This window comes from Nocardia sp. CA-290969 (assembly GCF_050936135.1).
Taxonomy (GTDB): Bacteria; Actinomycetota; Actinomycetes; order Mycobacteriales; family Mycobacteriaceae; genus Nocardia.
In genome coordinates, this window is sequence record NZ_JBNJNJ010000001.1 from 329,573 (window position 1) to 354,731 (window position 25,159).

Annotated in this window: 21 protein-coding genes; 14 read left to right on the forward strand and 7 right to left on the reverse strand. The window is 67.0% G+C overall.

Annotated features, from left to right (window positions below):
- The first annotated feature begins 49 nt into the window (after positions 1-49).
- The 13 genes from ACQEVO_RS01610 to hpf all read left to right on the forward strand — a co-directional run bounded on the left by ACQEVO_RS01610 (position 50) and on the right by hpf (position 13,922).
- Positions 50-1,276, forward strand: coding sequence for an alkane 1-monooxygenase (locus tag ACQEVO_RS01610; protein ID WP_432908070.1), 1,227 nt, complete (start codon positions 50-52; stop codon positions 1,274-1,276).
- 118 nt (positions 1,277-1,394) lie between these two features.
- Positions 1,395-2,657 (forward strand): alkane 1-monooxygenase, encoded by a 1,263-nt coding sequence (locus ACQEVO_RS01615; RefSeq protein ID WP_432908073.1) that lies wholly within the window; start codon positions 1,395-1,397, stop codon positions 2,655-2,657.
- Positions 2,658-2,754: 97 nt separating this feature from the next.
- Complete coding sequence (locus ACQEVO_RS01620) at positions 2,755-2,928, forward strand: rubredoxin (protein WP_432908075.1); 174 nt, start codon at positions 2,755-2,757, stop codon at positions 2,926-2,928.
- 37 nt (positions 2,929-2,965) lie between these two features.
- Positions 2,966-3,148: a rubredoxin gene (locus ACQEVO_RS01625; protein WP_432908077.1), complete on the forward strand. Its 183-nt coding sequence runs from the start codon at positions 2,966-2,968 to the stop codon at positions 3,146-3,148.
- A 41-nt stretch (positions 3,149-3,189) separates the two neighbouring features.
- Positions 3,190-3,822, forward strand: a complete 633-nt coding sequence (locus ACQEVO_RS01630; protein WP_432908079.1) for a TetR/AcrR family transcriptional regulator — start codon at positions 3,190-3,192, stop codon at positions 3,820-3,822.
- A 217-nt stretch (positions 3,823-4,039) separates the two neighbouring features.
- The gene (locus ACQEVO_RS01635) at positions 4,040-5,206 is read left to right on the forward strand and encodes an alkane 1-monooxygenase (protein ID WP_432908082.1); all 1,167 of its coding nucleotides are present in this window, start codon (positions 4,040-4,042) and stop codon (positions 5,204-5,206) included.
- Positions 5,207-5,407: 201 nt separating this feature from the next.
- On the forward strand, positions 5,408-6,889 hold the full coding sequence (gene ahcY, locus ACQEVO_RS01640) for an adenosylhomocysteinase (protein WP_432908084.1): 1,482 nt from the start codon (positions 5,408-5,410) through the stop codon (positions 6,887-6,889).
- 78 nt (positions 6,890-6,967) lie between these two features.
- Positions 6,968-7,639 carry a dTMP kinase gene (locus ACQEVO_RS01645; RefSeq protein WP_432908087.1) on the forward strand — a complete coding sequence of 224 codons (672 nt, stop codon included), beginning with the start codon at positions 6,968-6,970 and terminating at the stop codon, positions 7,637-7,639.
- Between the two features lie 78 nt (positions 7,640-7,717).
- Positions 7,718-8,395, forward strand: a complete 678-nt coding sequence (gene mtrA, locus ACQEVO_RS01650) for an MtrAB system response regulator MtrA (RefSeq protein ID WP_040837514.1) — start codon at positions 7,718-7,720, stop codon at positions 8,393-8,395.
- Between the two features lie 111 nt (positions 8,396-8,506).
- Positions 8,507-10,444, forward strand: coding sequence for an MtrAB system histidine kinase MtrB (mtrB, locus tag ACQEVO_RS01655; RefSeq protein WP_432922234.1), 1,938 nt, complete (start codon positions 8,507-8,509; stop codon positions 10,442-10,444).
- Entirely contained in the window at positions 10,441-12,255 is a 1,815-nt protein-coding gene (lpqB, locus tag ACQEVO_RS01660; protein ID WP_432908090.1) for an MtrAB system accessory lipoprotein LpqB, read from the forward strand. The genes mtrB and lpqB overlap by 4 nt, the downstream gene beginning before the upstream one ends.
- Positions 12,256-12,383: 128 nt before the next feature.
- A complete protein-coding gene (locus ACQEVO_RS01665; protein ID WP_432908092.1) occupies positions 12,384-13,016 on the forward strand; it encodes a ComF family protein in 633 nt (210 codons plus the stop codon).
- Between the two features lie 189 nt (positions 13,017-13,205).
- Entirely contained in the window at positions 13,206-13,922 is a 717-nt protein-coding gene (gene hpf, locus ACQEVO_RS01670; protein WP_432908095.1) for a ribosome hibernation-promoting factor, HPF/YfiA family, read from the forward strand.
- Positions 13,923-14,035: 113 nt separating this feature from the next.
- Here the strand turns inward: hpf and bluB are convergent, their stop codons facing one another.
- The 6 genes from bluB to ACQEVO_RS01700 all read right to left on the reverse strand — a co-directional run bounded on the left by bluB (position 14,036) and on the right by ACQEVO_RS01700 (position 21,338).
- Entirely contained in the window at positions 14,036-14,665 is a 630-nt protein-coding gene (gene bluB, locus ACQEVO_RS01675) for a 5,6-dimethylbenzimidazole synthase (RefSeq protein ID WP_432922237.1), read from the reverse strand.
- A gap of 391 nt (positions 14,666-15,056) precedes the next feature.
- Positions 15,057-16,328: a fatty acid desaturase family protein gene (locus ACQEVO_RS01680; protein WP_432908098.1), complete on the reverse strand. Its 1,272-nt coding sequence runs from the start codon at positions 16,326-16,328 to the stop codon at positions 15,057-15,059.
- Between the two features lie 220 nt (positions 16,329-16,548).
- Entirely contained in the window at positions 16,549-17,922 is a 1,374-nt protein-coding gene (locus ACQEVO_RS01685; RefSeq protein ID WP_432908100.1) for a fatty acid desaturase family protein, read from the reverse strand.
- Positions 17,923-18,149: 227 nt separating this feature from the next.
- Positions 18,150-19,283: a ferredoxin reductase gene (locus ACQEVO_RS01690; protein WP_432908103.1), complete on the reverse strand. Its 1,134-nt coding sequence runs from the start codon at positions 19,281-19,283 to the stop codon at positions 18,150-18,152.
- Positions 19,284-19,417: 134 nt separating this feature from the next.
- Positions 19,418-19,921 carry a DUF6912 family protein gene (locus ACQEVO_RS01695; RefSeq protein ID WP_432922240.1) on the reverse strand — a complete coding sequence of 168 codons (504 nt, stop codon included), beginning with the start codon at positions 19,919-19,921 and terminating at the stop codon, positions 19,418-19,420.
- Positions 19,922-19,931: 10 nt separating this feature from the next.
- Entirely contained in the window at positions 19,932-21,338 is a 1,407-nt protein-coding gene (locus tag ACQEVO_RS01700; RefSeq protein WP_432908106.1) for a WS/DGAT/MGAT family O-acyltransferase, read from the reverse strand.
- 297 nt (positions 21,339-21,635) lie between these two features.
- Here ACQEVO_RS01700 and secA point away from each other — a divergent pair, with 297 nt between their 5' ends.
- A complete protein-coding gene (gene secA, locus ACQEVO_RS01705; protein ID WP_432908108.1) occupies positions 21,636-24,494 on the forward strand; it encodes a preprotein translocase subunit SecA in 2,859 nt (952 codons plus the stop codon).
- Between the two features lie 80 nt (positions 24,495-24,574).
- On the opposite strand, the gene ACQEVO_RS01710 is transcribed toward secA, so the two are convergent.
- Positions 24,575-24,973 (reverse strand): DUF732 domain-containing protein, encoded by a 399-nt coding sequence (locus ACQEVO_RS01710; protein WP_432908111.1) that lies wholly within the window; start codon positions 24,971-24,973, stop codon positions 24,575-24,577.
- Positions 24,974-25,159 lie beyond the last annotated feature (186 nt).

The window sequence follows — 25,159 nt, forward strand, 5'->3', positions numbered from 1 at the left end:
GCGGATGTTACGTGCGTCACAGCTTTTCGGGTGAGGAGGCGATGCGCCGGTGACCACCGAATCCAGCGCTGCGGATACGCCGCGACCCTGGCGTGACCGCAAGCGATACCTGTGGCTCTGGGGGCTGTTCGCGCCCACCGGGCTGTTCACCATCGGGCTGCCGTTGACCTGGCTCTTCGGCTCGCTGGGCTGGAGCGGCCCGGTCCATGTCCTGTTCTGGCTCGGCCCGCTGGTGCTGTACCTCGTGATACCGCTCGCCGACCGGTGGTCCGGGCGGGATGCGTCCAGCCCGCCCGAGGAGGTGCTGGCGGCGCTGGAGAACGACAAGTACTACCGGTATCTGACCTATCTGTACCTGCCGTGTCAGTACGCGACGCTGGTCGCGGTCTGCTTCCTGATCACCGCCGACGAACTCCCGGTACCCGGGCTGGCGGACGGCCTGGGGGTGGTCGACAAAGTCGGGCTGGCCCTCACCGTCGGTGTGATCGGCGGAATCGGGATAAACACCGCCCATGAGCTGGGGCACAAGAAAGTGGGTCTGGAGCGCCGGCTGTCCAGGATCGCGCTGGCGCAGACCGCGTACGGGCATTTCTATGTCGAACACAATCGTGGTCATCATGTCCGGGTCGCGACCCCCGAGGACCCGGTCAGTGCCCGGTTCGGCGAGGGTTTCTGGGCTTTTCTGCCGCGGGCGGTGCTCGGGAGCCTGCGCTCGGCCTGGGAGCTGGAACGCACCCGGCTGGCGCGCCTCGGCTCGGGACCGTGGAGCCGTCGCAACGATGTGCTCACCGCGTGGCTGCTGACCGTGCTGCTGTACGCCGTGCTGGTCGCGGTATTCGGCGTGCATCTGCTGCCTTATCTGCTCCTGCAGGCCGTGATGGGTATCGGCCTGCTGGAGGCGGTGAATTATCTGGAGCACTACGGTCTGGTCCGGCAGCGCACCGCCTCGGGCCGCTACGAACGCCCCGCGCCCCGGCACAGCTGGAACAGCGACAATGTCGTCACCAATATCTTCCTGTATCACCTGCAGCGGCACAGCGACCACCACGCCCACCCGACCCGCCGCTACCAGGCCCTGCGTACCTGGGAGCAGGCCCCGGCGCTGCCCACCGGGTACGCGGGGATGATCCTGCTCGCCTATTTCCCGCCGCTGTGGCGGCGGGTGATGGACAAGAGGGTGCTCGAGCTCTACGACGGCGATATCACCCGGGTCAATATTCATCCACCGGCCAGGCGACGACTACAGGCCCGGTACGGGGTGGTCGCGGCCGAGTGACCGCGGCTTACCGGTCTTTACAAATTAATAAATTTGTCTACTTCATGCCTTCGTGGCGCCTATCGTCGGTGCTGATAGTTGTGCGCATCACAGCGCGGCGTGAGGAAGTGAGACAGCGATGTCTGCCGTCCCCGACAAATCGGCTCCGCCGGAAACCACCGGCCAATCGGCCCCACCGGAAACCTGGCGAGACCCCAAGCGGTACCTGTGGTTGTGGGGGCTGTTCGCACCCACTGGGTTGTTCACGATCGGCCTGCCGCTCATCTGGGCGCTGAATGCCGTCGGCTGGCACGGACTCGCCCATATCCCGTACTGGCTGGGCCCGGTACTGCTCTACCTCGTCATCCCGATCGCGGATCTGGCCTTCGGCGCGGACGGCGCCAACCCGCCCGATGAGGCGATGGCGGCCTTGGAGAACGACAAGTACTACCGCTATCTCACCTATCTGTACCTGCCGTGCCAGTACGCCACCTTGATCATGGCCTGCTACTTGATCACCGCCGACGACCTGAGCTGGCTGGGGGTCGAGGGCGGGCTGCAGATCGTCGACAAGATCGGGCTGGCGCTCACGGTCGGCGTGATCGGCGGGATCGGGATCAACACCGCACACGAGCTCGGGCACAAGAAAGTGGGCCTGGAACGCCGGCTGTCGCGGATCGCCCTGGCGCAGAGCGGTTACGGACACTTCTATATCGAGCACAACCGGGGTCACCACGTGCGGGTCGCGACCCCGGAGGATCCGGCGAGCGCCCGGTTCGGGGAGAGCTTCTGGGCGTTCTGGCCGCGGACCGTCTGGGGAAGCCTGCGCTCGGCGTGGGAGCTGGAACGCACCCGGCTACGGCGGCAGGACCGCGGTCCCTGGACCCGGCACAACGATGTGCTCACCGCCTGGCTGCTGACCGTGGTGCTGTTCGCCGCGCTGGTCGCCGTGTTCGGCGTGGATCTGCTGCCCTACCTGCTCCTGCAGGCGGTGATGGGATTCAGCCTGCTCGAATCGGTGAACTATCTCGAGCACTACGGTCTGGTGCGGCAGCGCACCGGCTCCGGCCGCTACGAGCGCCCCGCGCCCACACACAGCTGGAACAGCGACCACCTGGTCACCAATATCTTCCTGTATCACCTGCAGCGGCACAGTGACCACCATGCCTACCCCACTCGGCGGTGCCAGACCTTGCGCAGCTGGGAGCAGGCCCCGGAACTGCCCAGCGGGTACGCGAGCATGATCCTGCTCGCCTATTTCCCGCCGCTGTGGCGGCGGGTCATGGACAAGCGGGTGCTCGCGCACTACGACGGCGATATCACCCGCGCCAATATTCATCCGCCCCGCCGGGAACGGATGCTGGCCCGTTATGCCGCGCCGGCGCCGGGAGCAACCGCATGAGCGCGCCGGCCCCAGTGAAGTCCAGGGGCCCGCGCTGCGGCCACCGCGCCGGCGCGCCGGTCGCCGACGGGGCGCGCTCGTACGCCGGGGACGAATCATGAGCGCCTACCGCTGCCCGGTCTGCGAATACATTTACGACGAGGCCACGGGCGATCCGCATGAGGGTTTCCCGCCGGGTACCCCGTGGTCGGCCGTGCCCGACGACTGGTGCTGCCCGGATTGCGCCGTCCGGGAAAAGATCGATTTCGAACCGGTGCCCGCCCGCACCTGACCCGCGGGCACCGCTGGACCGAAAGACGGGTTTGCCGATGACCGAATACAAGCTCTATCAATGCGCCCAATGCGGTTTCGAATACGACGAGGCCCAGGGCTGGCCCGAGGACGGTATCGCGCCCGGCACCCGCTGGGCCGATATCCCCGACGACTGGACCTGTCCCGACTGCGGGGCGGCCAAGGCCGACTTCTTCATGGTCGAGATCGAACGAACTTGAAACTTTGACTTGTGCAGCGAAAACGTGCCAGGGTCGCAGGCATGCCTGCCACCGGATCCCGGAATTACACCCAGGGGTCTGCGCGTGAGTTGCTGCGCACAGCCATCCTGGACGCGATGCGTGACCTACTCGGGCAACGCGACTGGTCGAAGATCACGCTCACCGAGGTGGCCGCCGGCGCCGGGGTGAGCCGGCAGACCCTCTACAACGAGTTCGGTTCGCGGCAGGGTCTGGCCGAGGCCTACGCCATCCGCCTGGCCGACGATCTGGTCGACCATGTGGAAACCGCGCTGGCCGCCAATATCGGGGACGCCGACGCCTCCATCCGCGACGGTCTCGCGAGTTATTTCCGCGATGCCGCGCAGGATCCGCTGGTGCGGTCACTGCTCCTGGGCGAGGTCAAGCTCGACCTGCTGCGGCTGATCACCCTCGATGCCGGCCCGTTGATCGGACATGCCACCGAACGACTCTCCGGGGTGATGCAGCGCAGCTGGATCGCCCCCACACCGGACCAGGCCGATACCTTCGCCCACGCCCTGGTCCGGCTGGCGATCAGCTATATCCCCACCCCGCCCGGACCCGAGCACGACGCCCCGGCCGAACTTGCCCGGGTCTTCAGTCCCTACGTGGCCGCGGTGCTCGCCGGCCGGACGGCGCCGGATGGCGCACGGTGAGCGCACGACAATCGGGCCGGACGCTATCCGGCCCCGTTACCTGCGGGTTCACCCGCTTTCGGAGCATCCCGGCGTCGGGAACCCGTGGCGCCGGCGGTCGGGGTACGGTTCCGGCGTGTAACGGTCGCCACGTTCGGGCCGAACAATGACGCAATGGAGACGCCAGGTCTGCGAATATGTAGGCCAGCAAGTTCGGTTTTTCAATAGCGGGGCAAACGTGCAATTGGTTGGCAAGTCGGCCGGATCGGCCGATCCCAAACGCCATCTGTGGGTTCTCGGCCTGATCGCTCCGGCCACCGCGCTGCTGCCCTCCCAGCTGGTGCTGCACACCGGACTCGAGGTGTTCTGGTGGACCGGGCCGATCATCGTCCTGGGCATCATCCCGCTGCTCGACATCCTGGTCGGCGACGACGGCTCGAACCCGCGCGACGAGGACTACGAAACCCTCTCCAACGATCGCTATTACCGCTGGTGCACCTATCTTTTCCTGCCGATCCAACTAGTCGGTCTCACCCTGGCCGGGTACCTGTGGTCGGGCCACGAACTCGATGTGGCCGACAAGGTCGGCCTCGCCGTCACGCTGGGGCTGGTATCCGGTATCGGGATCAATGCCGCGCACGAACTCGGGCACCGGGTGGAACGCCTGGAGCGGTGGCTGGCCAAGATCGCCCTGGCGCAATCCGGATACGGGCATTTCTTCGTCGAGCACAATCGTGGCCACCATGTCCGGGTAGCGACACCCGAGGATCCGGCCAGCGCCCGGTTCGGTGAAAGCCTGTGGCAATTCCTGCCGCGCAGTGTGGCCGGCGGTTTCCGCTCCGCCCTGCGGCTCGAGCGGCAACGGCTGCACCGGGCCGGTAGCGGCTGGTGGAGTCCGCGTAACCACATCCTGCAGGCGTGGGCAATGACCGTGGTGCTCTTCGGCGCGCTGATGCTGGTGTTCGGCTGGCAGATCCTGCCGTATCTGCTGCTGCAGGCGGTGCTCGGCGCGGGGTTGCTGGAAACCGTCAACTACATCGAGCACTACGGGCTGCTGCGCGAGCGCCGCCCGAACGGCCGCTATCGGCGCTGCACCCCGCGCGACAGCTGGAACAGCGACCGGCTCGTCACGAATATCTTCCTGTTCCATCTGCAGCGGCACAGCGATCACCACGCCAACCCGGGCCGCCGCTATCAGACCCTGCGCAGTTCCGACGAGGCGCCGCAACTGCCCGCCGGCTACGCGGCCATGGTGGTGCTGGCGGTGATCCCGCCGCTGTGGCGGCGGGTCATGGACAAACGGGTGCTGGCGCACTACGACGGCGATCTCTCCCGGATCAACGTGGCCCCGCACCTGCGTACCGCGGGCGCGGCCCTGCCTGCCGGTCCCGGCGTCGCCGCCTGACCCGCGGCGCTGCCACAACCCGACCGCCCGGTACCGCGTACCGACCGATACAGCCGGACCGCGGCAGCGCGGAACCCGCTAGCCTTGCGATCGAGACCGTGTTTATCGGGCCTGAGCGAGGGCCCTGCGTGGTGACGCTGCGCTCCCGCCTCCGGGTCCGACTCGCTCACGCCGTAACCGAGAGAAGGCTGATCCACGCTGATGACGACCTCCGAATTGCCTCGCACATCGCTGAGCACCGATAGCCGCAACGGCATCGAATACAAGGTCGCGGATCTGGCGCTGGCCGATTTCGGCCGCAAGGAGATCCGGCTGGCCGAACACGAGATGCCCGGGTTGATGGCCCTGCGCCGCGAATACGCCGATGTCGCGCCGCTGAAAGGCGCGCGCATCTCCGGCTCCCTGCATATGACCGTGCAGACCGCCGTGCTGATCGAAACCCTCACCGCACTCGGTGCCGAGGTGCGGTGGGCCTCCTGCAATATCTTCTCCACCCAGGACCACGCCGCGGCCGCCGTGGTGGTCGGCCCGCACGGCACCGTCGAGGAGCCGCAGGGCACCCCGGTGTTCGCCTGGAAGGGCGAAACCCTCGAGGAGTACTGGTGGGCCGCCGAACAGATGCTCACCTGGCCGGGTGAACCGGCCAATATGATCCTCGACGACGGCGGTGACGCCACCATGCTGGTGCTGCGCGGCGCCCAGTTCGAGAAGGCGGGCGTGGTCCCGCCGGCCGATGCGGAGCATTCCGCCGAGTACACGGTGTTCCTGAATTTGCTGCGCGAACGGTTCGAAACCGACAAGGGCAAATGGACCGCCATCGCCGAAAGCGTTCAGGGTGTCACCGAGGAGACCACCACCGGTGTCCTGCGGCTGTACCAGTTCGCCGCCGCCGGCGAACTGACCTTCCCGGCGATCAATGTCAACGACTCGGTCACCAAATCGAAGTTCGACAACAAATACGGCACCCGGCATTCGCTGATCGACGGCATCAACCGCGGCACCGATGTCCTCATCGGCGGTAAGAAGATCCTGATCTGCGGCTACGGCGATGTCGGCAAGGGCTGCGCGGAATCGCTGGCCGGGCAGGGCGCCCGCGTCCAGGTCACCGAAATCGACCCCATCAACGCCCTGCAGGCGCTGATGGACGGCTACGACGTGGTCACCGTGGAACAGGCCATCGCCGACGCCGATATCGTCATCACCTCGACCGGTAACAAGGACATCATCACCCTCGACCATATGCGGGCGATGAAGGACCAGGCCATTCTGGGCAATATCGGGCATTTCGACAACGAAATCGATATGGCGGCCCTGGAGCGTTCCGGTGCCACCAAGTTGAATATCAAACCTCAGGTCGACCTGTGGACGTTCGGTGATTCCGGTAAGTCCATCATCGTGCTCTCCGAGGGCCGGCTGCTCAATCTCGGCAACGCCACCGGCCATCCGTCGTTCGTGATGAGCAACAGCTTCTCCAACCAGGTGATCGCGCAGATCGAACTGTGGACCAAACCGGAGGAATACGACAACGAGGTCTATCGCCTGCCGAAGGTGCTCGACGAGAAGGTCGCCCGGATCCACGTGGAGGCGCTCGGCGGCACGCTGACCAAGCTCACCAAGGACCAGGCCGAGTACATCAACGTCGATGTCGAGGGCCCGTACAAGCCGGAGCACTACCGCTACTGATCCGGCACCTTTCCCGGTCTCGGGCCGTGCCCGCCTGCCTCGGCAGGCGGGCACGGCTGTCCGAGTAGGCTGCTGTCCATGGGTGTTCTGGTCTCGGTGGAAGGCCTCGACGGAGCGGGTAAACGGACGCTGATCGCCGAGCTGGTCGCCGCGCTCGAACAGCGTGGGCTGCGCGCGGACACCCTGGCATTTCCCCGATACGGCCGGTCGGTGCACGCCGATCTGGCCGCCGAGGCGTTACGCGGCGCCCACGGCGATCTGGCCGCCTCGGTGAACGCGATGGCCGTTCTCTTCGCGCTGGATCGCGCCGGCGCGGCCGACGAACTGGCGAAAATGCTCGCCGGAAACGATGTGGTCGTCCTGGACCGCTACGTCGCCTCCAACGCCGCCTACAACGCCGCGCGGCTCGGCCAATCCGCGGACGGGGAAATCGTGCGGTGGGTCGGCGAATTGGAGTTCGGCCGGTTCGAACTCCCGGTGCCGCAGGTGCAGGTGCTGCTGGACGTCCCGGTGGAGGTCGCGGCCGAACGGGCCCGCCGCCGCGGCGAACTCGACGCGACCCGGGAGCTGGACGCCTACGAACGCGACGGCGGATTACAGGAACGCACCGCCGCGGTGTACCGTGATCTCGCTCGGCGTGATTGGTATGGAACCTGGTGGGTTTTCCGGCCCGGCGAACAGGGTTCCGGCCCGCGCACGGGCGAAATGAATGTATTGGCCGCGCGGCTCGCCGCATTGGTCGCGAATTAGTGTTGGATATCCGGCGGGAACGCGCCATGTATGGCGTGGCGACCCGTTACGAGCCCGGGAGATGACAACATAGTAACTATGAAGCCGAAGATTCTGGTCGTCGACGACGATATGGCCCTCGCGGAGATGCTCACCATCGTCCTGCGGGGCGAGGGTTTCGACCCGCACGTGGTCGGCGACGGCACCCAGGCCCTGTCGGCGGTCCGGGAGATCCGGCCCGATCTGGTCCTGCTGGACCTGATGCTGCCGGGGATGAACGGTATCGACGTATGCCGGGTGCTGCGGGCCGATTCCGGTGTGCCGATCGTGATGCTCACCGCCAAGACCGATACCGTCGATGTGGTACTCGGCCTGGAATCCGGCGCCGACGACTACATCGTCAAACCCTTCAAACCGAAGGAACTGGTGGCGCGGGTGCGGGCGCGGTTGCGCCGCACCGAGGAAGAGCCGGCCGAACTGCTCACCATCGCCGATATCGTGATCGACGTGCCGGCGCACAAGGTGACCCGTGAGGGCGCGCAGATTTCGCTGACCCCGCTGGAGTTCGATCTGCTGGTGGCGCTCGCGCGTAAACCGCGGCAGGTCTTCACCCGTGAGGTGCTGCTGGAGCAGGTGTGGGGTTACCGGCACGCCGCCGACACCCGCCTGGTGAACGTCCATGTGCAGCGATTGCGCGCCAAGGTCGAGAAGGATCCGGAGAACCCGGAGATCGTGCTGACCGTGCGCGGCGTGGGATACAAGGCCGGTCCGCCGTGATCGGTGGCCGTCGGCTCCGGGCCCGGAGGCGGTAACTTGCGCGACCAGGATGGGTCCCGCACAGATCGCGATCCGGGTGGGAGCAGTCGTGCGGCGCAGCTACGGCAGGCGCTGGCTCCGGTCAACGAATGGTTTCAGCATGTCGGCAAATCGCTGGGTCTGCTCTGGCGGCGTTCGCTGCAACTGCGGGTCATCGTTTCGACCCTGACGCTTTCGTTGATCGTTATCACCGTGCTCGGTGTGGTGCTGACCAGCCAGATCACCGACCGGCTGCTGGACGCCAAGATCAATGCCGGCGTCGAGGAAATGGATCGGGTCCGCAACACCGTGGAGGCGCAGCTCTCCGGGGTGCACGATGTCTCCAGCCAGCAGCAGCGGCTGTCCGACGCCCGCGATTCCCTGTCCAACCGGCGCGATTCGGGCCGTTCGGCCGGTGCCGCGGGGAGTTTCGATTCGGCGCTGAGCATGATCGGTGGGTCGCCGCAGCAGGTGGTCACCGCCGGGCCGATCGAGGAAGTGCCCGATTCGCTGCGCCGGTTCGTCCAGCGCAATCAGGTGAGCTACCAGTTCGCCAATGTCGCCGATCCGGACGGTTATCGCGGCCGGGCGCTGATCCTGGGTAGTCCGAGCGCCGAAGTGCCCACCCTGGAGATCTATCTGATCTTCCCGCTGGGCAACGAGGAGCGCAGTCTCGCGCTGATGCGCGGCACCATGATGGTCGGTGGTGCCGTACTGCTGATCCTGCTGGCCGCTATCACCGCCCTGGTGACCCGTCAGGTCGTGCTGCCCATCCGGTCCGCCGCGCGGATCGCCGGGCGTTTCGCCGACGGCCGCCTCAAGGAGCGCATGCTGGTGCGCGGCGACGACGATATCGCCCGGCTCGCCAAGGCCTTCAACGAAATGGCCGAAAGCCTGTCCAACCAGATCAACCAGCTCGAGGAATTCGGCAACCTGCAGCGCCGTTTCACCTCCGATGTCAGCCACGAACTGCGTACCCCGCTGACCACGGTGCGCATGGCCGCGGACCTGATCCACGGCAGCAGCGACGATCTGGATCCGGCGCTGGCGCGCAGCGCCGAACTGCTGGTGACCGAACTGGACCGGTTCGAGGGACTGCTCAACGATCTGCTGGAGATCTCGCGCCACGATGCCGGGGTCGCCGAACTCCAGGTGGAATCGCTGGATGTGCGTATGTGTGTCCGCGCGGCCATTTCCACCGTGCGCCACCTCGCCCGCGACGCCGGAGTCGAGGTGGTGATCGATCTGCCGGAGGAGCCGGTGGTCGCCGAGGTGGATCCGCGCCGGGTGGAACGGGTACTGCGCAACCTGCTGGCCAATGCCATCGACCACAGTGAGGGCAAACCGGTGCTGATCCGGATGCGCGGGGATACCGAGGCCAATGCGCTGGCGGTGGTCGTGCGGGATCAGGGTGTCGGGTTGCGGCCGGGCGAGGAGAAATTGGTCTTCAGCCGGTTCTGGCGCTCCGATCCGTCGCGGATGCGCCGTTCCGGCGGTACCGGGCTCGGACTGTCGATCAGTGTCGAGGACGCGAATCTGCACGACGGGAAGCTCGAGGCGTGGGGCCGCCCGAATGTGGGCGCCAGTTTCCGGCTGACTTTGCCGCTGGTCCGCGGGCAGAAAATGGGTAAGAGCCCGCTGCCGCTGGAACCGGGTATGCGCAAGGCGCCGCGCCGCCCGCAGGCCGAGGGCGAGCCGAACCCGGCCGAACGGGTGGAACTGGGCCCGCCGGTCACCGAAACCGAACCGTGGGCACCCCGCCCGGCCGCCACGGAATCCGGTACAGGGCAGCCCGGCGACGCATCCGCTCCGGGCGGCACCGCACCGGCAGGCGGGGACGCCGCACCGGCCGCCGGAGATACCGAAAGCCTGCCGCCCACAAGTGGATCCGGCGAATCCCCGGCCGCACGCGAATCCGATGAGGCGACGACCGGTTCCGGCGGCGAACCGGACCCGCCCACCGGCCCCGCGGCCGGGAAACCGGCCCCCGGCCCGACCGTGTTCACCGATAGCGGAGACCAGAAATCATGACCGTGCGTCCCCGATACACGCGATGGTTCCGGCTGGTCACCGCGCTCGTCGCGGTGGCGGGGATCAGCGCCGCGGCCGGTTGCGCGAACCTACCCGACGCTTCCCAGCCGCAGGCCCTCGGCACGATCAACCAGGAACCCACCGAGGAGGGACCGCCGCTGCCGATGCAGGGCCGCGATCCCGACCTGCTGCTCCGCGATTTCCTGCAGGCCACCGCCGACCCCACCGACGGTCATCTGGCGGCCCGCCAGTACATGACCCCGGCCGCGTCGACCCAGTGGAACGACGAGGATGCGCACGTCATCGTCGAACGCGCGGACACCCTGCGCGAATCCCGTTCCGAGAACGAGGCGACGTATGTCCTGCGCGCCCGTAAGGTCGGCGAACTCGCCGAGGACGGTTCCTACCATGTGAGCGACGGGATCATCGAGCACAAGATCGAGATGACCCGGGTCGACGGCGAATGGCGGATCGACGAACTGCCCGACGGCGTGGTCATGGAGTACTCGGCCTTCACCCAGTCCTACCGGCGGCACGCGCTGTACTTCGTCACCGCCGACGGGCGGCATGTGGCCCCGGATCTGCGCTGGATCTCGGTGCGTCCGGACGATCTCACCCGCCGGCTGATCGATATGCTGATCGCCGGACCCCAGCCGTATATCGCCCCGGTGGTGCGCAACTACCTGAACTCGCCGGTGGCCGTGCGCGGCACCATCACCAAGGCCAACGGTGATCCGGTGGGGGTGGGGGTCGGCCTGGGCGGGGTCCGGATCGATTTCTCCGGTCTCGGCGAACTGTCGCCCCGGGACCGTGAACTGTTCGCCGCCCAGGTGGTGCTCACCCTGTCCGCCGCCGATGTGCTCGGCCCCTACATTCTGCTCGCCGACGGCCGGCCGCTGGACGAACGCTTCGCCGACGGCGGCTGGTCGGTCACCGATCTGGGTGCCGTCGCCGATTCGGTACAGCCGGAGGCACCGCTGCCACTGCGCGCGCTGCGGGACGGGGGGCTGGTGGAGGTCGAGGCGAACGGGGGTCCCAAACCGGCGCCCGGATACTTCGGCACCAGCCAGAACCTGCAGTCGGTGGGCTTGTCCGCGGATGGGAAACGGGTTGCGGCGGTGGCCGACGCGGGTCGCGAACCACCGCAGCCGCAACGCACCCTGATGGTCGGCAGCTACGGCGGTGATGCCTTCCCGGTCGACGAGGGCGGCTCGATCACCCGTCCGTCGTGGACCGCCGACGGTAACGCCGCCTGGGCGGTGATCGACGGCAACCGGGTGATCCGCGCGGTCACCAACGGCGAAACCGGCACGGTATCGGTGCAGGGCGTGGACACCGCCCAGTTGTTCGAGGGCGACCCCACGTCACCGTTCGAAGCCCCGATCACCGAACTCCGGATCTCGCGCAACGGTGTGACCGCGGCATTGATCGCCGACGGGAAGGTGTACATCGCGATGGTGCTGAGCCGTCCGGACGGTACTTTCGCGCTCACCGCGCCGCGGCAGATCGCCATCGAACTCCCCACGACCGCGGCCTCGCTGGACTGGTACAGCGACGATACGATCATCCTGGCCGGCAGCGGCACCGTGGATCCGGTGCGCACGGTGAAGATCGACGGTTCGGGGATGTCCTCGCTGGGCGGCCGGAACCTGACCCCGCCGGTCCGCCAGGTCACCGCTTCCGCCGAACGTCAGTACGTGGCGGATTCGCGGGCGGTCCTGGAGTTGACCCGGACACCGGAGGGTGGCGACCCCTACTGGCGTGAGGTGCCGGGCCTGGGCGCGGACGCCGTACCGGTACTGCCCGGCTGACGCAGCCACCGTGGCGCGGGCCGACCGCGGACGCGCCTGCCGGCATCCACGGTCCGCTCTGCGGGCACTTCCTGCGGTGGGGCGGCCGGCGTGCCGGAGTGTCGGTGCCCGGCGGCACACTCGCCGGTATGCGGTCACTCCTGGATCTGGTCCTGCCACCGGAATGCGGTGGTTGCCGGCGCCCCGGAACGCTGTGGTGTGCCGACTGCGCGCGGACCCTCATGGGCCCGCCCGTGCGGGTTCGTCCGCGTCACGATCCGGGGGTGCCGTGCTGGGCGCTGAGCCCGTACCGCGGGCCCGCGCGGCAGGCCGTGCTGGCGGTGAAGGAGCGCGGCAGGCGTGATCTCGCCCGGCCACTGGGGCTAGCGCTGGCCGCCGGACTCGCCGAGTTGCGGACGCCGGGCCGCCCGCTGATACTTGTACCTTCGCCGAGCCGGCGGGTTTCGGCTCGCCGGCGCGGCGGCGACCCGGTGGTGCGGTGCGCGCGCGTCGCGGCCCGGTCGCTGGACGGTTGCCAGGTACTGCCGTGTCTGCGAGTCTGGTGGGGAGTCCGCGATTCGGCCGGCCTGTCGGCGCTCGAGCGCGAGCGTAATCTGCGCGGTCGTGTGCGCGCCGTTGCGCTCCCGGCCGCGGCGGCGAAGGCGCAGGTCGTCATGGTCGACGATGTGCTGACAACAGGTGCCACGGCGCAAGCGTGCGTCCGGGCGCTGGCCGCTGTCGGAGCATACCCGGATGGCATGTTGGTGACCTGCGCCGCGTGAATCCCCCGAAATTTGCGTGAACAGTGGCGAACGTTGCGGCGGCGTACTACCGTCGCGTTCACACACCCCGTTCCGGGAGTTTGGAGGTGGGCCTGCGACCCGAATGCCGGCCGACTGATGGGACGCGGCCGGCAACGTTTCATCCCGCCGCGCGCGTCGGAAGTGCGCGGCCAGATCCGGGAGGTACGCGTGACGACATCTTCACGACCTTCAGTTCAGGACACAGCCCAGCCGCAGCTGGACGAGCTCGACCGGCCACGAGAAACCCGCGCGGATATTGTGGTGAAGGGCCGCAATGTCGAGGTCCCCGACCATTATCGAATCTATGTGTCGGACAAGTTGTCCCGGCTGGAACGTTTCGATCCTTCGATCTTCCTGTTCGATGTGGAGCTCTTCCACGAACGCAATCGTCGTCAACGCAAGAACTGCCAGCGAATAGAGATCACCGCCCGCGGTAAGGGCCCGGTGGTCCGGGCCGAGGCCTGCGCGGACAGTTTCTACGCCGCTTTCGAAGCGGTGACGGCCAAACTGGAGAGCCGGCTGCGCCGCACCAAGGATCGCCGCCGGGTGCACTACGGCGAGAAAACCCCGGTATCGGTGCACGATGCCACCGCCGAACTGGCCGAGGACGCCCTGCCCGGCGATCTGCCCGGGGCCGCTCACGATCATTCCCCGCACAGCGCGAAACGGGCGGATTTCGCCGCCGATTACCCCGAATACGAGGGCCCCGGCCATATCGTGCGCACGAAGGTGCACCCGGCCGTGCCGATGACGGTGGACGATGCTCTCTATCAGATGGAGCTGGTCGGCCACGATTTCTTCCTGTTCCAGGACAAGGAAACCGACCGCCCGTCGGTGGTCTACCGCCGCCACGCGTTCGATTACGGGCTGATCCGGCTCGCCTGATCGGCATCTTCCAGCCAAGCCTGTAGACCGCACATCGCCGCCGCACCGAATGCGGCAGGGATAGGAGGCTACGCAACCGGCCGGCCCGGATCACCGGGCCGGCCGGTTCGTTGTTACGCCTGCTCCTCGGTGTAACTCTCGTAATGCACGGCATGCTCCAGGGGCCGGCGATCACGCCAGCCGAAACGCTCGAGATCGGGTACGCGCTGGAACTCGCCGACCGGGCCGATACACAGCCAGGCCACCGGCCGGATACCGGTGGGCAAACCGATGAGTTCGGCGAGGAACGGCGCATCGTAGAACGAGACCCACCCGACCCCCACCTGTTCCGCGGTCGCGGCCAGCCACAGATTCTGGATCGCGAGAATCGTGGAGTACACACCGGTTTCGGCAACGGTCGCGCGCCCGAGAATATGCGGCCCGCCGCGGGCGTCGTCGTGCACCACCACGATCCCGGTGCCGCTCTCCTCGATTCCCTCGATTTTGATCGGATCGAAGGTTCGCGCCCGCTCCGCGGGCAGCGACCGGGCGAATTCGAGCCGTTTCTCCGCCACATGGGCGGCGAACTTGCGCAACGTGGCACGGTTGCGGACGAGCACGAAATCCCACGGCTGTGAATTCCCGACGCTCGGTGCGCAGTGTGCCGCTGCCAGGATCCGCCACAGGACGGCGTCGTCGACCACTTCCCCGGTGAACTCGGCCCGGACATCACGCCGTGTTCTGATCGCCTCGTACACACTCATCTCCGCAGCACCCACCACATAAGTATCTACGGTGTGCCGGGCTCGCCGGACCGGTTCGCCGCTCTTCGGGTCGGGCCGGGACCGGATATCGCGTGGCCGAGACGCCGTCTTGCGGCCCTCTACCGGTATGAAGGCCACCCCCGCGGCTGCGTGCGCACCCCTCGACGCGGTGCGGAGGCGAACGCGCCCCGGCCGTGCGAGTGGGGTCGGCCGCGCGTGGGTGGGCGCCGGCCGGGCCGGCCACGCGCAGCGCGCTCGGCGGCGCTGTGGTCCCCGCCCCGCCATCGTTCCGCCGGAACCGGCCGGCTCCCGCGACCGGCAGTGCCTGCCCGCATGGATCTCCATGCGGGCAGGCGCCGGTCCGAGTCGCGCAGAGCGCAACCCTTGATCGTCAGTGCGCCGAAGCAGCGGCAACGGGGGCGGGGGAGCGCCGGGAGAAACGGCGGCGCCCCTCGGCGATCGCGGTGCGCAGACCGCGCCGCTTACCGGTCACCGGGTCGATAGTGGCGACGGCCCGGCCGTTGAACTTGCGCTCCGACGCGGTTTCCGGGGCGTCGTCGGCGGTGTGCCGGAGGTACTTGTTCGGCAGCGACAGTTTCATGATGGTCCGCCACGCTTTGAAGTACTGGACGGGCAGCGAACCGGTGGTGTACGGCAGGTCGTATTTGTCGCACAGTTCCCGCACCCGGACAGCGACCTCGGCATACCGGTTACTGGGCAGATCCGGGAAGAGATGGTGCTCGATCTGGTGGCTGAGATTACCGGTCATGAAATGCATGAGCTTGCCGCCGGAGATATTGGCGCTGCCCAGCATCTGCCGCAGGTACCACTGCGCCTGGCTCTCGTTGTCGATATCGGCCTTGGTGAACTTCTCGGCGCCGTCCGGGAAGTGACCGCAGAAGATCACGGCATTGGACCAGATATTGCGGATCACGTTCGCGGCCAAATTGGCGGTGAGGGTGTGGAAGAAGGAGGGGCCCGTCAGCAGCGGGAAGACCACGTAGTCCTTCAGCGCCTGCTTCTTCATCTTCGCCAGCGCCTCGTCGACCTTCCGGTCGAATTCGGCTCGTTCCGGCGTTCCCGGTTTCACCTTTCCGGCCGCGACCTTGCCGAGTTCCAGGTGCTGGATCGCGACCCCGTACTCGAAGAGCGACTGCAGGACGAGGTTGTACACCGGGTTGCCGATATTGAACGGCTTCCAGCGCTGATCACGGGTGACCCGCAGCAGGCCGTAGCCGATATCGTCGTCCATGCCGAGGACGTTGGTGTACTTGTGGTGCAGGTAGTTGTGGGTGTGTTTCCAGTGCTTGGCCGCGCCGGCGTTATCCCATTCCCAGTGGGTGGAGTGGATCTCCGGATCGTTCATCCAATCCCACTGCCCGTGCATCACATTGTGCCCGATCTCCATGTTCTCGATGATCTTGGCGGTGCTCAGCAGGGCCACGCCGGCGAACCAGGCGGGCGGCAGGAAACTGGCGAACAGAACGGTGCGACCGCTGATTTCGAGGGCACGCTGCAACCGGATGACGTTGCGGATGTATCGGGCGTCGCGCTCGCCGCGGGTCGATTCGATGTCTCGGCGAATCGCGTCGAACTCTGCTCCGAGCGCTTCCACATCCGCCTCGGTGAGGTGCGCATATTCCTTGACATCCGATATAGCCATGCGGGCTACCCTACCGTAAGTTACGACACCGTAGGTTTGGAGATATTGGCAGAAAATGTGGTGTGCACCCTATTGCACGTCCCAAAGCGGGGTGCTAAGCGCGGACCGGCCGATGGCGTGGGTCACTGCCGGAGTTCGAAGACATGATCGGCTGCTTCTGCGCGCACGTTACAACCGATCGCGAAATTCCGCGCGGCGAGTTTCCGGCGCGACCCCGAGATCAACCGACCGGCTGCGCGACGTTCGCCTTCCGCAGCGCCTGCCGGGCCCGCCGGAGCAGTTCTCTTTCCTGCCGGGCCTTCGCCCGAACCGATTGCTGGGCGGCGCGCAGCATCTCCTTTTCCTGCGCGGCCTTGGCCCGCAGTGCGACCTTCGCCTCGTGTAAGGCCGATTTCAAACCGCGCCGTTTACCGGTGGCCGGGTCGATACTCCACGGCCGGTGATCGGCACCCGCAGCGGTGAGGCCGGCGAATTTGCGTTCCGATGAGGTCTCCGGCGCGTCGTCGGCCGTGCGGCGCAGGAACCGGTCGGGTAGGGCCAGCTTGTGGATGGTGCGGAATGCCAGCAGATACTGTTTGCCCAGCGATCCGGTCGTATACGGCAGATCGTATTTCTCGCACAGCTCGCGCACCGCCACCGCGACCTCCGGGTAGCGGTTGCTCGGCAGATCGGGGAAGAGATGGTGTTCGATCTGGTAGCTCAGATTCCCGCTCATGAAGCCCATCACCGGCCCCGCGGAGAAATTCGCGCTACCCAGCATCTGCCGCAGATACCATTCGCCGCGTGTTTCCCCCACGAGCTGTTCCTCGGTGAACTTCTCCGCGCCGTCGGGGAAATGACCGCAGAAGATCACCGCGTAGGCCCACAGGTTGCGGATCAGGTTCGCGGTGGCATTGGCCTTCAGGGTCGCGGTGAACGCGGGCCCGGTGAGCGCCGGATAGATCAGGAAATCCTTGGCGACCTGCCGCACGATCTTACGGCCGAACACTCGGTTCGGTTCGGAGCCGAGCTGGAACCGGGGCGCTCCGGACAGTTGTTTCTCGATCTTCCAGTCGTGCAGTGCTATTCCCCACTCGAACGTTGCGGCCAGCACGATATTGGCCAGCGGCTGGACCAGATGGACGGGCCGCCACTGTTCGTCGCGGGTCATCCGCAGGATGCCGAAACCGAGGTCCTCGTCGCGTCCGAGCACATTGGTGTAGGTGTGGTGGGAATAGTTGTGCGCCCGTCGCCACTGCGCCGACGCCCCGGTCATATCCCACTCCCAGTTCGTGGAGTGGATCTCGGGATCGTTCATCCAGTCCCACTGGCCGTGGCTGATGTTGTGCCCCAGCTCCATGTTCTCGATGATCTTGGCGACCGACAGCATCGCCGTCCCGGCCAGCCAGGCCCAGCGATTCCGGCTACCGAACAGCACGGCCCGGGCCGCGATCTCCAGGCCACGCTGGGCGGCGATGGTGCGGCGGATATAGCGCGCATCCCGTTCACCCAGGGACTGCTCGACCGACCGGCGGATACCGTCGAGTTCCTGACCCAGGGTCTCGACATCGGTATCGGTGAGGTGGGCGAAGGCCCTGATGTCGGTGATGGCCACCGGCGTCCCTTCTGTAGGTGCGATATGTATGGACGACAGCGGGAGCACGGCACCGCTGACGCCGACGTTTCCGGCCGTGCGCGGTGGTCTGCCGACTCGTCGCCCACCTTGCCGATCCGTTCCGGACCGGACGGGAACCGCGAACACGCCACCGTGGTGTTCCCGGCTCGCCGGAGCCGGCCACGGTTCACCCCGAGAATACCGGGCCCGGGACCGGGCCCGCGGACTCAGACGTCGAGGGTGCAGTCGCCGGCCGCGGCGGAGATACAGGTCTGCACCTTCTCCCCTTCGAAGCGTTCGGTGCCGTTGCGCAGGTCACGGGCATGTCCCGCACTCAAGGTGACCACACAGGTCTGGCAGATGCCCATCCGGCAGCCGAACGGCAGCTGAACACCGGCGGATTCACCGGCTTCCAGCAGCGTGGTGGCGCCGTCGACGGTGGCGGTGCGGCCGGTCTTACCGAAGGTGACGGTGCCGCCCTCGGTGGTCGCCGAACGCTCCACCTCGAACCGCTCCACATGCAGCGCGTTCTCGAGACCGGCCGTATGCCAATGCTTCTCGATCTCGTCGAGCATGCCGAGCGGCCCGCACGCCCAGGTCTGGCGTTCCCGCCAATCCGGGTACAGCTCGTCGAGCGCGGCCGGGGCGAATTTGCCCTTCTCCCCGGTGAGGTGGATATGCGAGACGAACCCGGGATGCCGCCGGTGCAGATCCTCGAGCTCCCCGGCGAACATGACTTCGTCGGCGGTGCGCGCGGAGTGGATATGCACCACATCGGTCACCGAATCGCGGCGATCCAGGGCGCGCAGCATGGACATGACGGGCGTGATCCCGGATCCGGCGGTGAGGAACAGCACCTTGGCCGGCGGGGGCGACGGCAGCACGAACGCGCCCTGCGGCGCGGCCAGCCGGACAACGGTGCCCGCGGACACCCCGTTGACGAGGTGGCTGGACAGGAACCCCTCCGGCATCGCTTTCACGGCGATGGCGATGACCTTCTTGCCGTAGCGCGGGTCGTTCCAGTCGGGCGGGCTGGTGAGCGAATACGACCGCCAATGCCAGCGGCCGTCGACCAGGATGCCGATACCGATGTACTGGCCGGGCTCGTAGCGGAAATCGAAACCCCAGCCCGGTTTGATCACCAGGGTGGCCGAATCGGCGGTTTCCTTGCGGACATCCACCACCCGGCCGCGCAGTTCCCGCGCCGACCACAGCGGATTCGCCAGATGCAGGTAGTCGTCGGGCAGCAGCGGGGTGGTCGCGCGGGCGACCGCCCCGCGCAGCACGTTGAGCCGCCCGCCGCGTTCGGCGACCTGTGCCGCCGGAGCTTCCAGCCACTCCCGGACATTCTCGAGAAACATCGCTGCCGTGTCGTCCTTCTGTCGTCGTGGCCACCCGCGGCGACCGCCTGCCCACAGGTTACGGCATCGTAGGTTGGGTGGGGTTCGTGCGCCGTCACAACGATCGCCGGCTCATTCCGGCAGCTGCAGGTGCCTCACAGCAGGTCGAGCAGGAAGGGGAGTTCCTGGGTGGCGTACCAGGCCAGCTGGTGGTCCTCGGCGTCGCCGAGGACGAATTCGGCGTCTTCGTCGCCGAGGTCGGCGGCGTCGATGATGTCCACGGCCTTGGCTACGGCGGGTTCGGCTTCGGCGAGGTCCATATGCACGGAGCCGATGCGGGTGTATTCGATCGGGCCGTCCAGTTTCACGACCGCGTCGTCGAGATCCGGGCGCAGGGTCGCGCCGGTGACGTCCACCGCGATCACCGCGCGCCGGTACATCGGGGCCGACGAACTGTGCACCTCGTCGGCGAGCAGGCGCAGCGAGGCGCGCGCGGCCTCCGCCATGGCGACCTCCGCGAGCTCCTCGTCGTCGCCCGAGGCGTAGGCCTCGCGCAGCGCGGGGGTGAGCGCGAAGGCCGTCCCGCCCACCGCGTGCAGTTCGCGTTTGTCCACGAGTTCCCGCAGCATGGCCACGGTGGCCGGGACGTACACGCGCATGGTCTTGCGGTCAGAGGCAGGCACCGAGTAACTCCTCCATCGATTCGGGCACCGACGCGGCCAGTACCCCGATATCGGCCATCGCCTCGCGGTCGGCGTTGAGTCCGTAGCAGATCCGCCCGTCGTAGGACGAGATCCCGATACTCGTGGCCTGGTTGCGCAGCAGCGGCGACACCGGGTACATCTCCAGCATCCGCGCACCGCCGACGAACATCGGCGTCTGCGGGCCCGGCGCGTTGGTGATCACCACATTGAACGTATGGTCTGCGAACGTACTCGCCGCCCGCACACTCAGCGCGTGCAGGCTGGCGGGCGCGAACCCGGCCAGATGCACCAGAGTACGGGCGCGCACCGCATGCCGCTGCCGGCCGTCGTCGGAGGTCGCGTGGGCGATATGCGACAGCCGCATCACCGGGCTCGGCTCGCCCACCGGCAGATCGATCAGCAGGGGCGTGATCTGGCTGGGCAGCGTGCGCCCGGAGCGGGGTTCGCCGCCGTAACCCGACATCGGCACCACGGCGCGCAGCACGGTCGATTCGGTCAGTCCCTTGTTGCGCGAGAGCAACCAGTTGCGGAGTGCGCCGGTCACCACGGCGAGCACCACATCGTTGATCGTGCATCCGGCCTGCTCGTGCACCCGTTTGTAATCGGCCAGGTCGGTCACCGCGGTGGCGAACCGGCGCTGCCGGCAGGTGCGGGCGTTCAGCGGGCTGTCCGGGGTGCCGCTGGCCACCGAGCGCACCGCCGTCGCGACCGTGTCCAGCGTCCGGCCCGCCGCACCGACCAGGCCGGCCGCATTCGCACCGGCCTCCCGCAGCACCTCGACCACCGACGCCGGTTGCGCCGCGAGATGCCCGAGCGCACCCAGCAGCAGATCGGTATCGCTGGGTTCGCGGCCGGGGTGCCACCGGTCGTCGGCGATCTCGCGGGGTGATTCGGCGGCATCGGCGACGACGTGCCCGAGTTCCAGGGCGGCGTCACCGTCGACCAGGGCGGCATGTGATTTGACGTAGAGGGCGCAGCGCCCGCCGGACAATCCCTCGATCAGGTACAGCTCCCAGAGCGGCCGGGAGGGGTCCAGAGGTCGTGAGCCCAGCCGTGCGACCAGCTCGTGCAGCTGATCGTCGCTGCCCGGCGACGGCAGCGCGGAGCGGCGGATGTGATAGGTGATGTCGAACCGGCTGTCCTCCACCCAGACGGGCCGGCCCAGCGACAACGGGACCTCGCGCACTTTGCGCCGGTACCGGGGGACCAGCGGCAGCCGTGATTCGACCAGATCGACCAGCGCCGGATAGTCGAGCAGCCGATCGTCGCCGGCCGAGTTGTCCAGGACGATCAGCGAACCGATGTGCACCGGGTGAGTGGTCGATTCCAGCCGGAAGAAGTCGGCGTCCTGCGGTGTCAGCCTGGCTATCACGCTGGTGTCTGCCCCTTCGGAGTCCGGAATCCGGACTCCATTGTGACCAGTCGGCGGGTGTTTCCGCACCATTGTGTGGATTTTCCGATACCGAATTCGCCAACCTTGCGCCGGGCTTCGCGCTGGTATACGCGCCACTGGCGGAAATGTGACGCCGGGCGCGGTGGCCGGGTCCGCGGCGGCGCCTACCATGGGAGCCGCATTACCATGAAGCAAGCTGCGGCTACGCGCGCCCATCTGCGGCGGCGCAGCCGTGAACATCGGAGCCGAAACCGACCCAGAGGACTGACGAGACTCGTGCCTGCGCTGACACTGACGAGGTTGCTACGTTTTGGTGAGGGTCGCATGGTCAAGCGTCTCTCCCATCTCGCCGACGAGGTGATCCGGCTCGAGGACGATTACTCCTCGCTCACCGACGCCGAGCTACAGGACAAAACCGACGAGTTCCGGGAGCGCTACGCCGACGGCGAAACCCTCGACGACCTGCTGCTGGAGGCGTTCGCGGTAGCCCGCGAGGCCTCGTGGCGGGTCCTGCAGCAGAAGCACTACAAGGTGCAGATCATGGGCGGCGCGGCCCTGCACCTGGGCAATATCGCGGAAATGAAGACCGGTGAGGGTAAAACCCTCACCTCGGTGCTGCCCGCCTATCTGAACGCGATCGGCGGTGACGGCGTGCATATCGTCACCACCAACGACTACCTGGCCAAACGCGACTCCGAGTGGATGGGCCGGGTGCACCGTTTCCTCGGTCTGCGGGTGGGCGCGATCCTGGCCGGGATGACCCCGGCGCAACGGCGTGAGGCCTACAACGCCGATATCACCTACGGCACGAACAACGAATTCGGCTTCGACTATCTGCGCGACAATATGACCCATTCGCTGGACGATCTCGTCCAGCGCGGCCACAATTTCGCCGTGGTCGACGAGGTCGACTCGATTCTTATCGACGAGGCCCGCACCCCGCTGATCATCTCGGGTCCGGCCGATGCCTCCAGTAAGTGGTATGCGGAATTCGCCCGAATTGCGCCGTTGCTGAAAAAGGATCTGCACTACGAGGTCGATATCAAGAAACGCACCATCGGCGTACACGAGGCCGGGGTGGAGTTCGTCGAGGATCAGCTCGGTATCGACAATCTGTACGAGGCCGCCAACTCCCCGCTGGTGAGCTACCTGAACAACGCCATCAAGGCGAAGGAGCTCTACACCCGGGACAAGGATTACATCGTCCGCGACGGTGAAGTGATCATCGTCGACGAGTTCACCGGCCGTATCCTGGTCGGCCGCCGGTACAACGAGGGTATGCACCAGGCGATCGAGGCCAAGGAAGAGGTCGAGATCCAGCCGGAGAACCAGACCCTGGCCACCATCACCCTGCAGAACTACTTCCGCCTCTACGAGAAGCTGTCGGGTATGACCGGTACCGCCGAAACCGAGGCGGCCGAACTGCACCAGATCTACAACCTGGGCGTCATCCCGATCCCCACCAACCGGCCGATGGTGCGGCAGGATCAGGCCGACCTCATCTACAAGACCGAAGAGGCGAAGTTCAACGCCGTGGTCGACGATGTGGTCGAGCGGCACGAAGCCGGTCAGCCGGTGCTCATCGGTACCACCAGCGTGGACCGTTCGGAATACCTGTCCAAACAGCTCACCAAGCGCGGTGTGCAGCACAACGTGCTGAACGCGAAGTTCCACGAGAAGGAAGCGCAGATCATCGCGGAGGCCGGCCGGCCCGGTGCGGTGACCGTCGCGACCAATATGGCCGGTCGCGGTACCGATATCGTGCTCGGCGGTAACCCGGACATCATCACCGACACCCTGCTGCGCCAGCAGGGCCTGGACCCGGTGAACACGCCCGAGGAGTACCAGGCCAACTGGTTCCACGCCCTGGAGAAGGTCAAGAAGCAGGTCGCCGAGGACGCCGAAGCGGTGAAGGATGCCGGCGGTCTGTACGTGCTGGGCACCGAACGCCACGATTCGCGGCGTATCGACAACCAGCTGCGCGGGCGGTCCGGCCGGCAGGGCGATCCGGGTGAGTCGCGGTTCTACCTGTCCTTGGGCGACGAGCTCATGCGGCGGTTCAACGGCGCGGCGCTGGAGTCGATCATGACCCGGCTCAACTTGCCCGACGATGTGCCGATCGAGGCGAAGATGGTCTCCAAGGCCATCAAGAGCGCGCAGACGCAGGTCGAGCAGCAGAACTTCGAGATCCGCAAGAACGTGCTCAAGTACGACGAGGTGATGAACCAGCAGCGCACCGTCATCTACAACGAGCGCAACCGGATCCTGCGCGGCGAGGATATGGAGGGCCAGGTCCAGAGCATGATCACCGATGTGATCACCGCCTACGTCAACGGCGCCACCGCCGAGGGCTATGTGGAGGACTGGGATCTGGACACGCTGTGGAGCGCGCTGAAAACCCTCTACCCGGTGAGCCTGAAGCACCAGGACCTCACCGGGGAGACCCAGGTCGGCGAGGCCGGTGAGCTCACCCGCGAGGAACTGCTGGACGCCCTGCTCGACGACGCGCACGCCGCCTACGCGCAGCGCGAGGCCGAGATCGACGGGCTGGCCGGCGAGGGCAGTATGCGCACGCTGGAACGCCAGGTGCTGCTGTCGGTACTGGACCGCAAATGGCGTGAACACCTCTACGAGATGGACTATCTCAAGGAGGGCATCGGCCTGCGTGCCATGGCGCAGCGCGACCCGCTGGTCGAATACCAGCGCGAGGGCTTCGATATGTTCGCCAACATGCTGGAAGGCTTGAAGGAGGACGCCGTCGGCATCCTGTTCAACGTCCAGGTGGAGGTTCAGCAGCCGCAGCCCGAGGGTGTACAGGTCGAGGGTGGCCTGCGGTCGCCGGTGGGCGCGCTGGCGGGTGCGCAGCCACTGCCGCCGGAGAGCCAGTACCCGACCGAGAAACTGCCGATCCTCAACGGTGCCCCGCCGGCGTTGCGGGCCCGCGGGATCGACCAGTCGGGTCCGCGCGGATTGAGCTATTCGGGTCCGGCCGAAGGCGGCGCCACGGCCGTGCACAGCGATGCCGAAGAGTACGGTTCCGAGACCCAGCCGCAGGGCACCCGGCGCCAGCGCCGCGATGCGGCCCGCGCGCAGACCAAGCAGGGTAAGGGGCCGAAGTCCCGCCGCAAGCACTGAGTCAGCCGAAAAAGGCGGCGCCCCCACCACTGTGGTGGGGGCGCCGCCTTTTCGCAGGAGATCCGCTGTGCCGGTGGCGGTCAGTCCATGACGGTGTGCTGCGGGCAGTAGGCGCGGATCGCCGCATCCAGGAAAAGGTAGGGATACTCCACGAGCGGACGCGCCTCCTCGGCGAGATAGGTGCGGGTCGCTCCGGTGTTACCGGTGGTGTCGAGGTACTCACACTGGGCGTGCGCCAAGGCGATCGCCCCGTCCTGGACCGGACGCGGTTCGTCGTCGAATGCGCTGGCCCGGAGGAATTCCCGGTCGGGGTAGGGGAGTTGGGCGACGGAATCGTCCTTGCCGGCGGGGTTGTGCGTGCCGGTGGTGCCCGCAGCTCCGGACCGGGCGGGCCCGGAATGGGGATGGGCCCACAGGGCCGGGGAGCCGCCGAACACGAGCGCGACCGCGGCCGCGCTGATGATCACTGTTCTGAACATCGTTCCTTCTGTGCTCGATAGACATGCGGGATGGGAAGAGCTGTCGTACACAGATATCCGGGAACGCTGACCCGGAGGGTCGCATCGAGGGGTTATGCACGGTGTTGCATCGATGCGCGGGCATCGTATCCGGAATCGATGCGGGCGGTTCGCCGTTCGGACGAGAACCGCCGGACGAACTTCCAC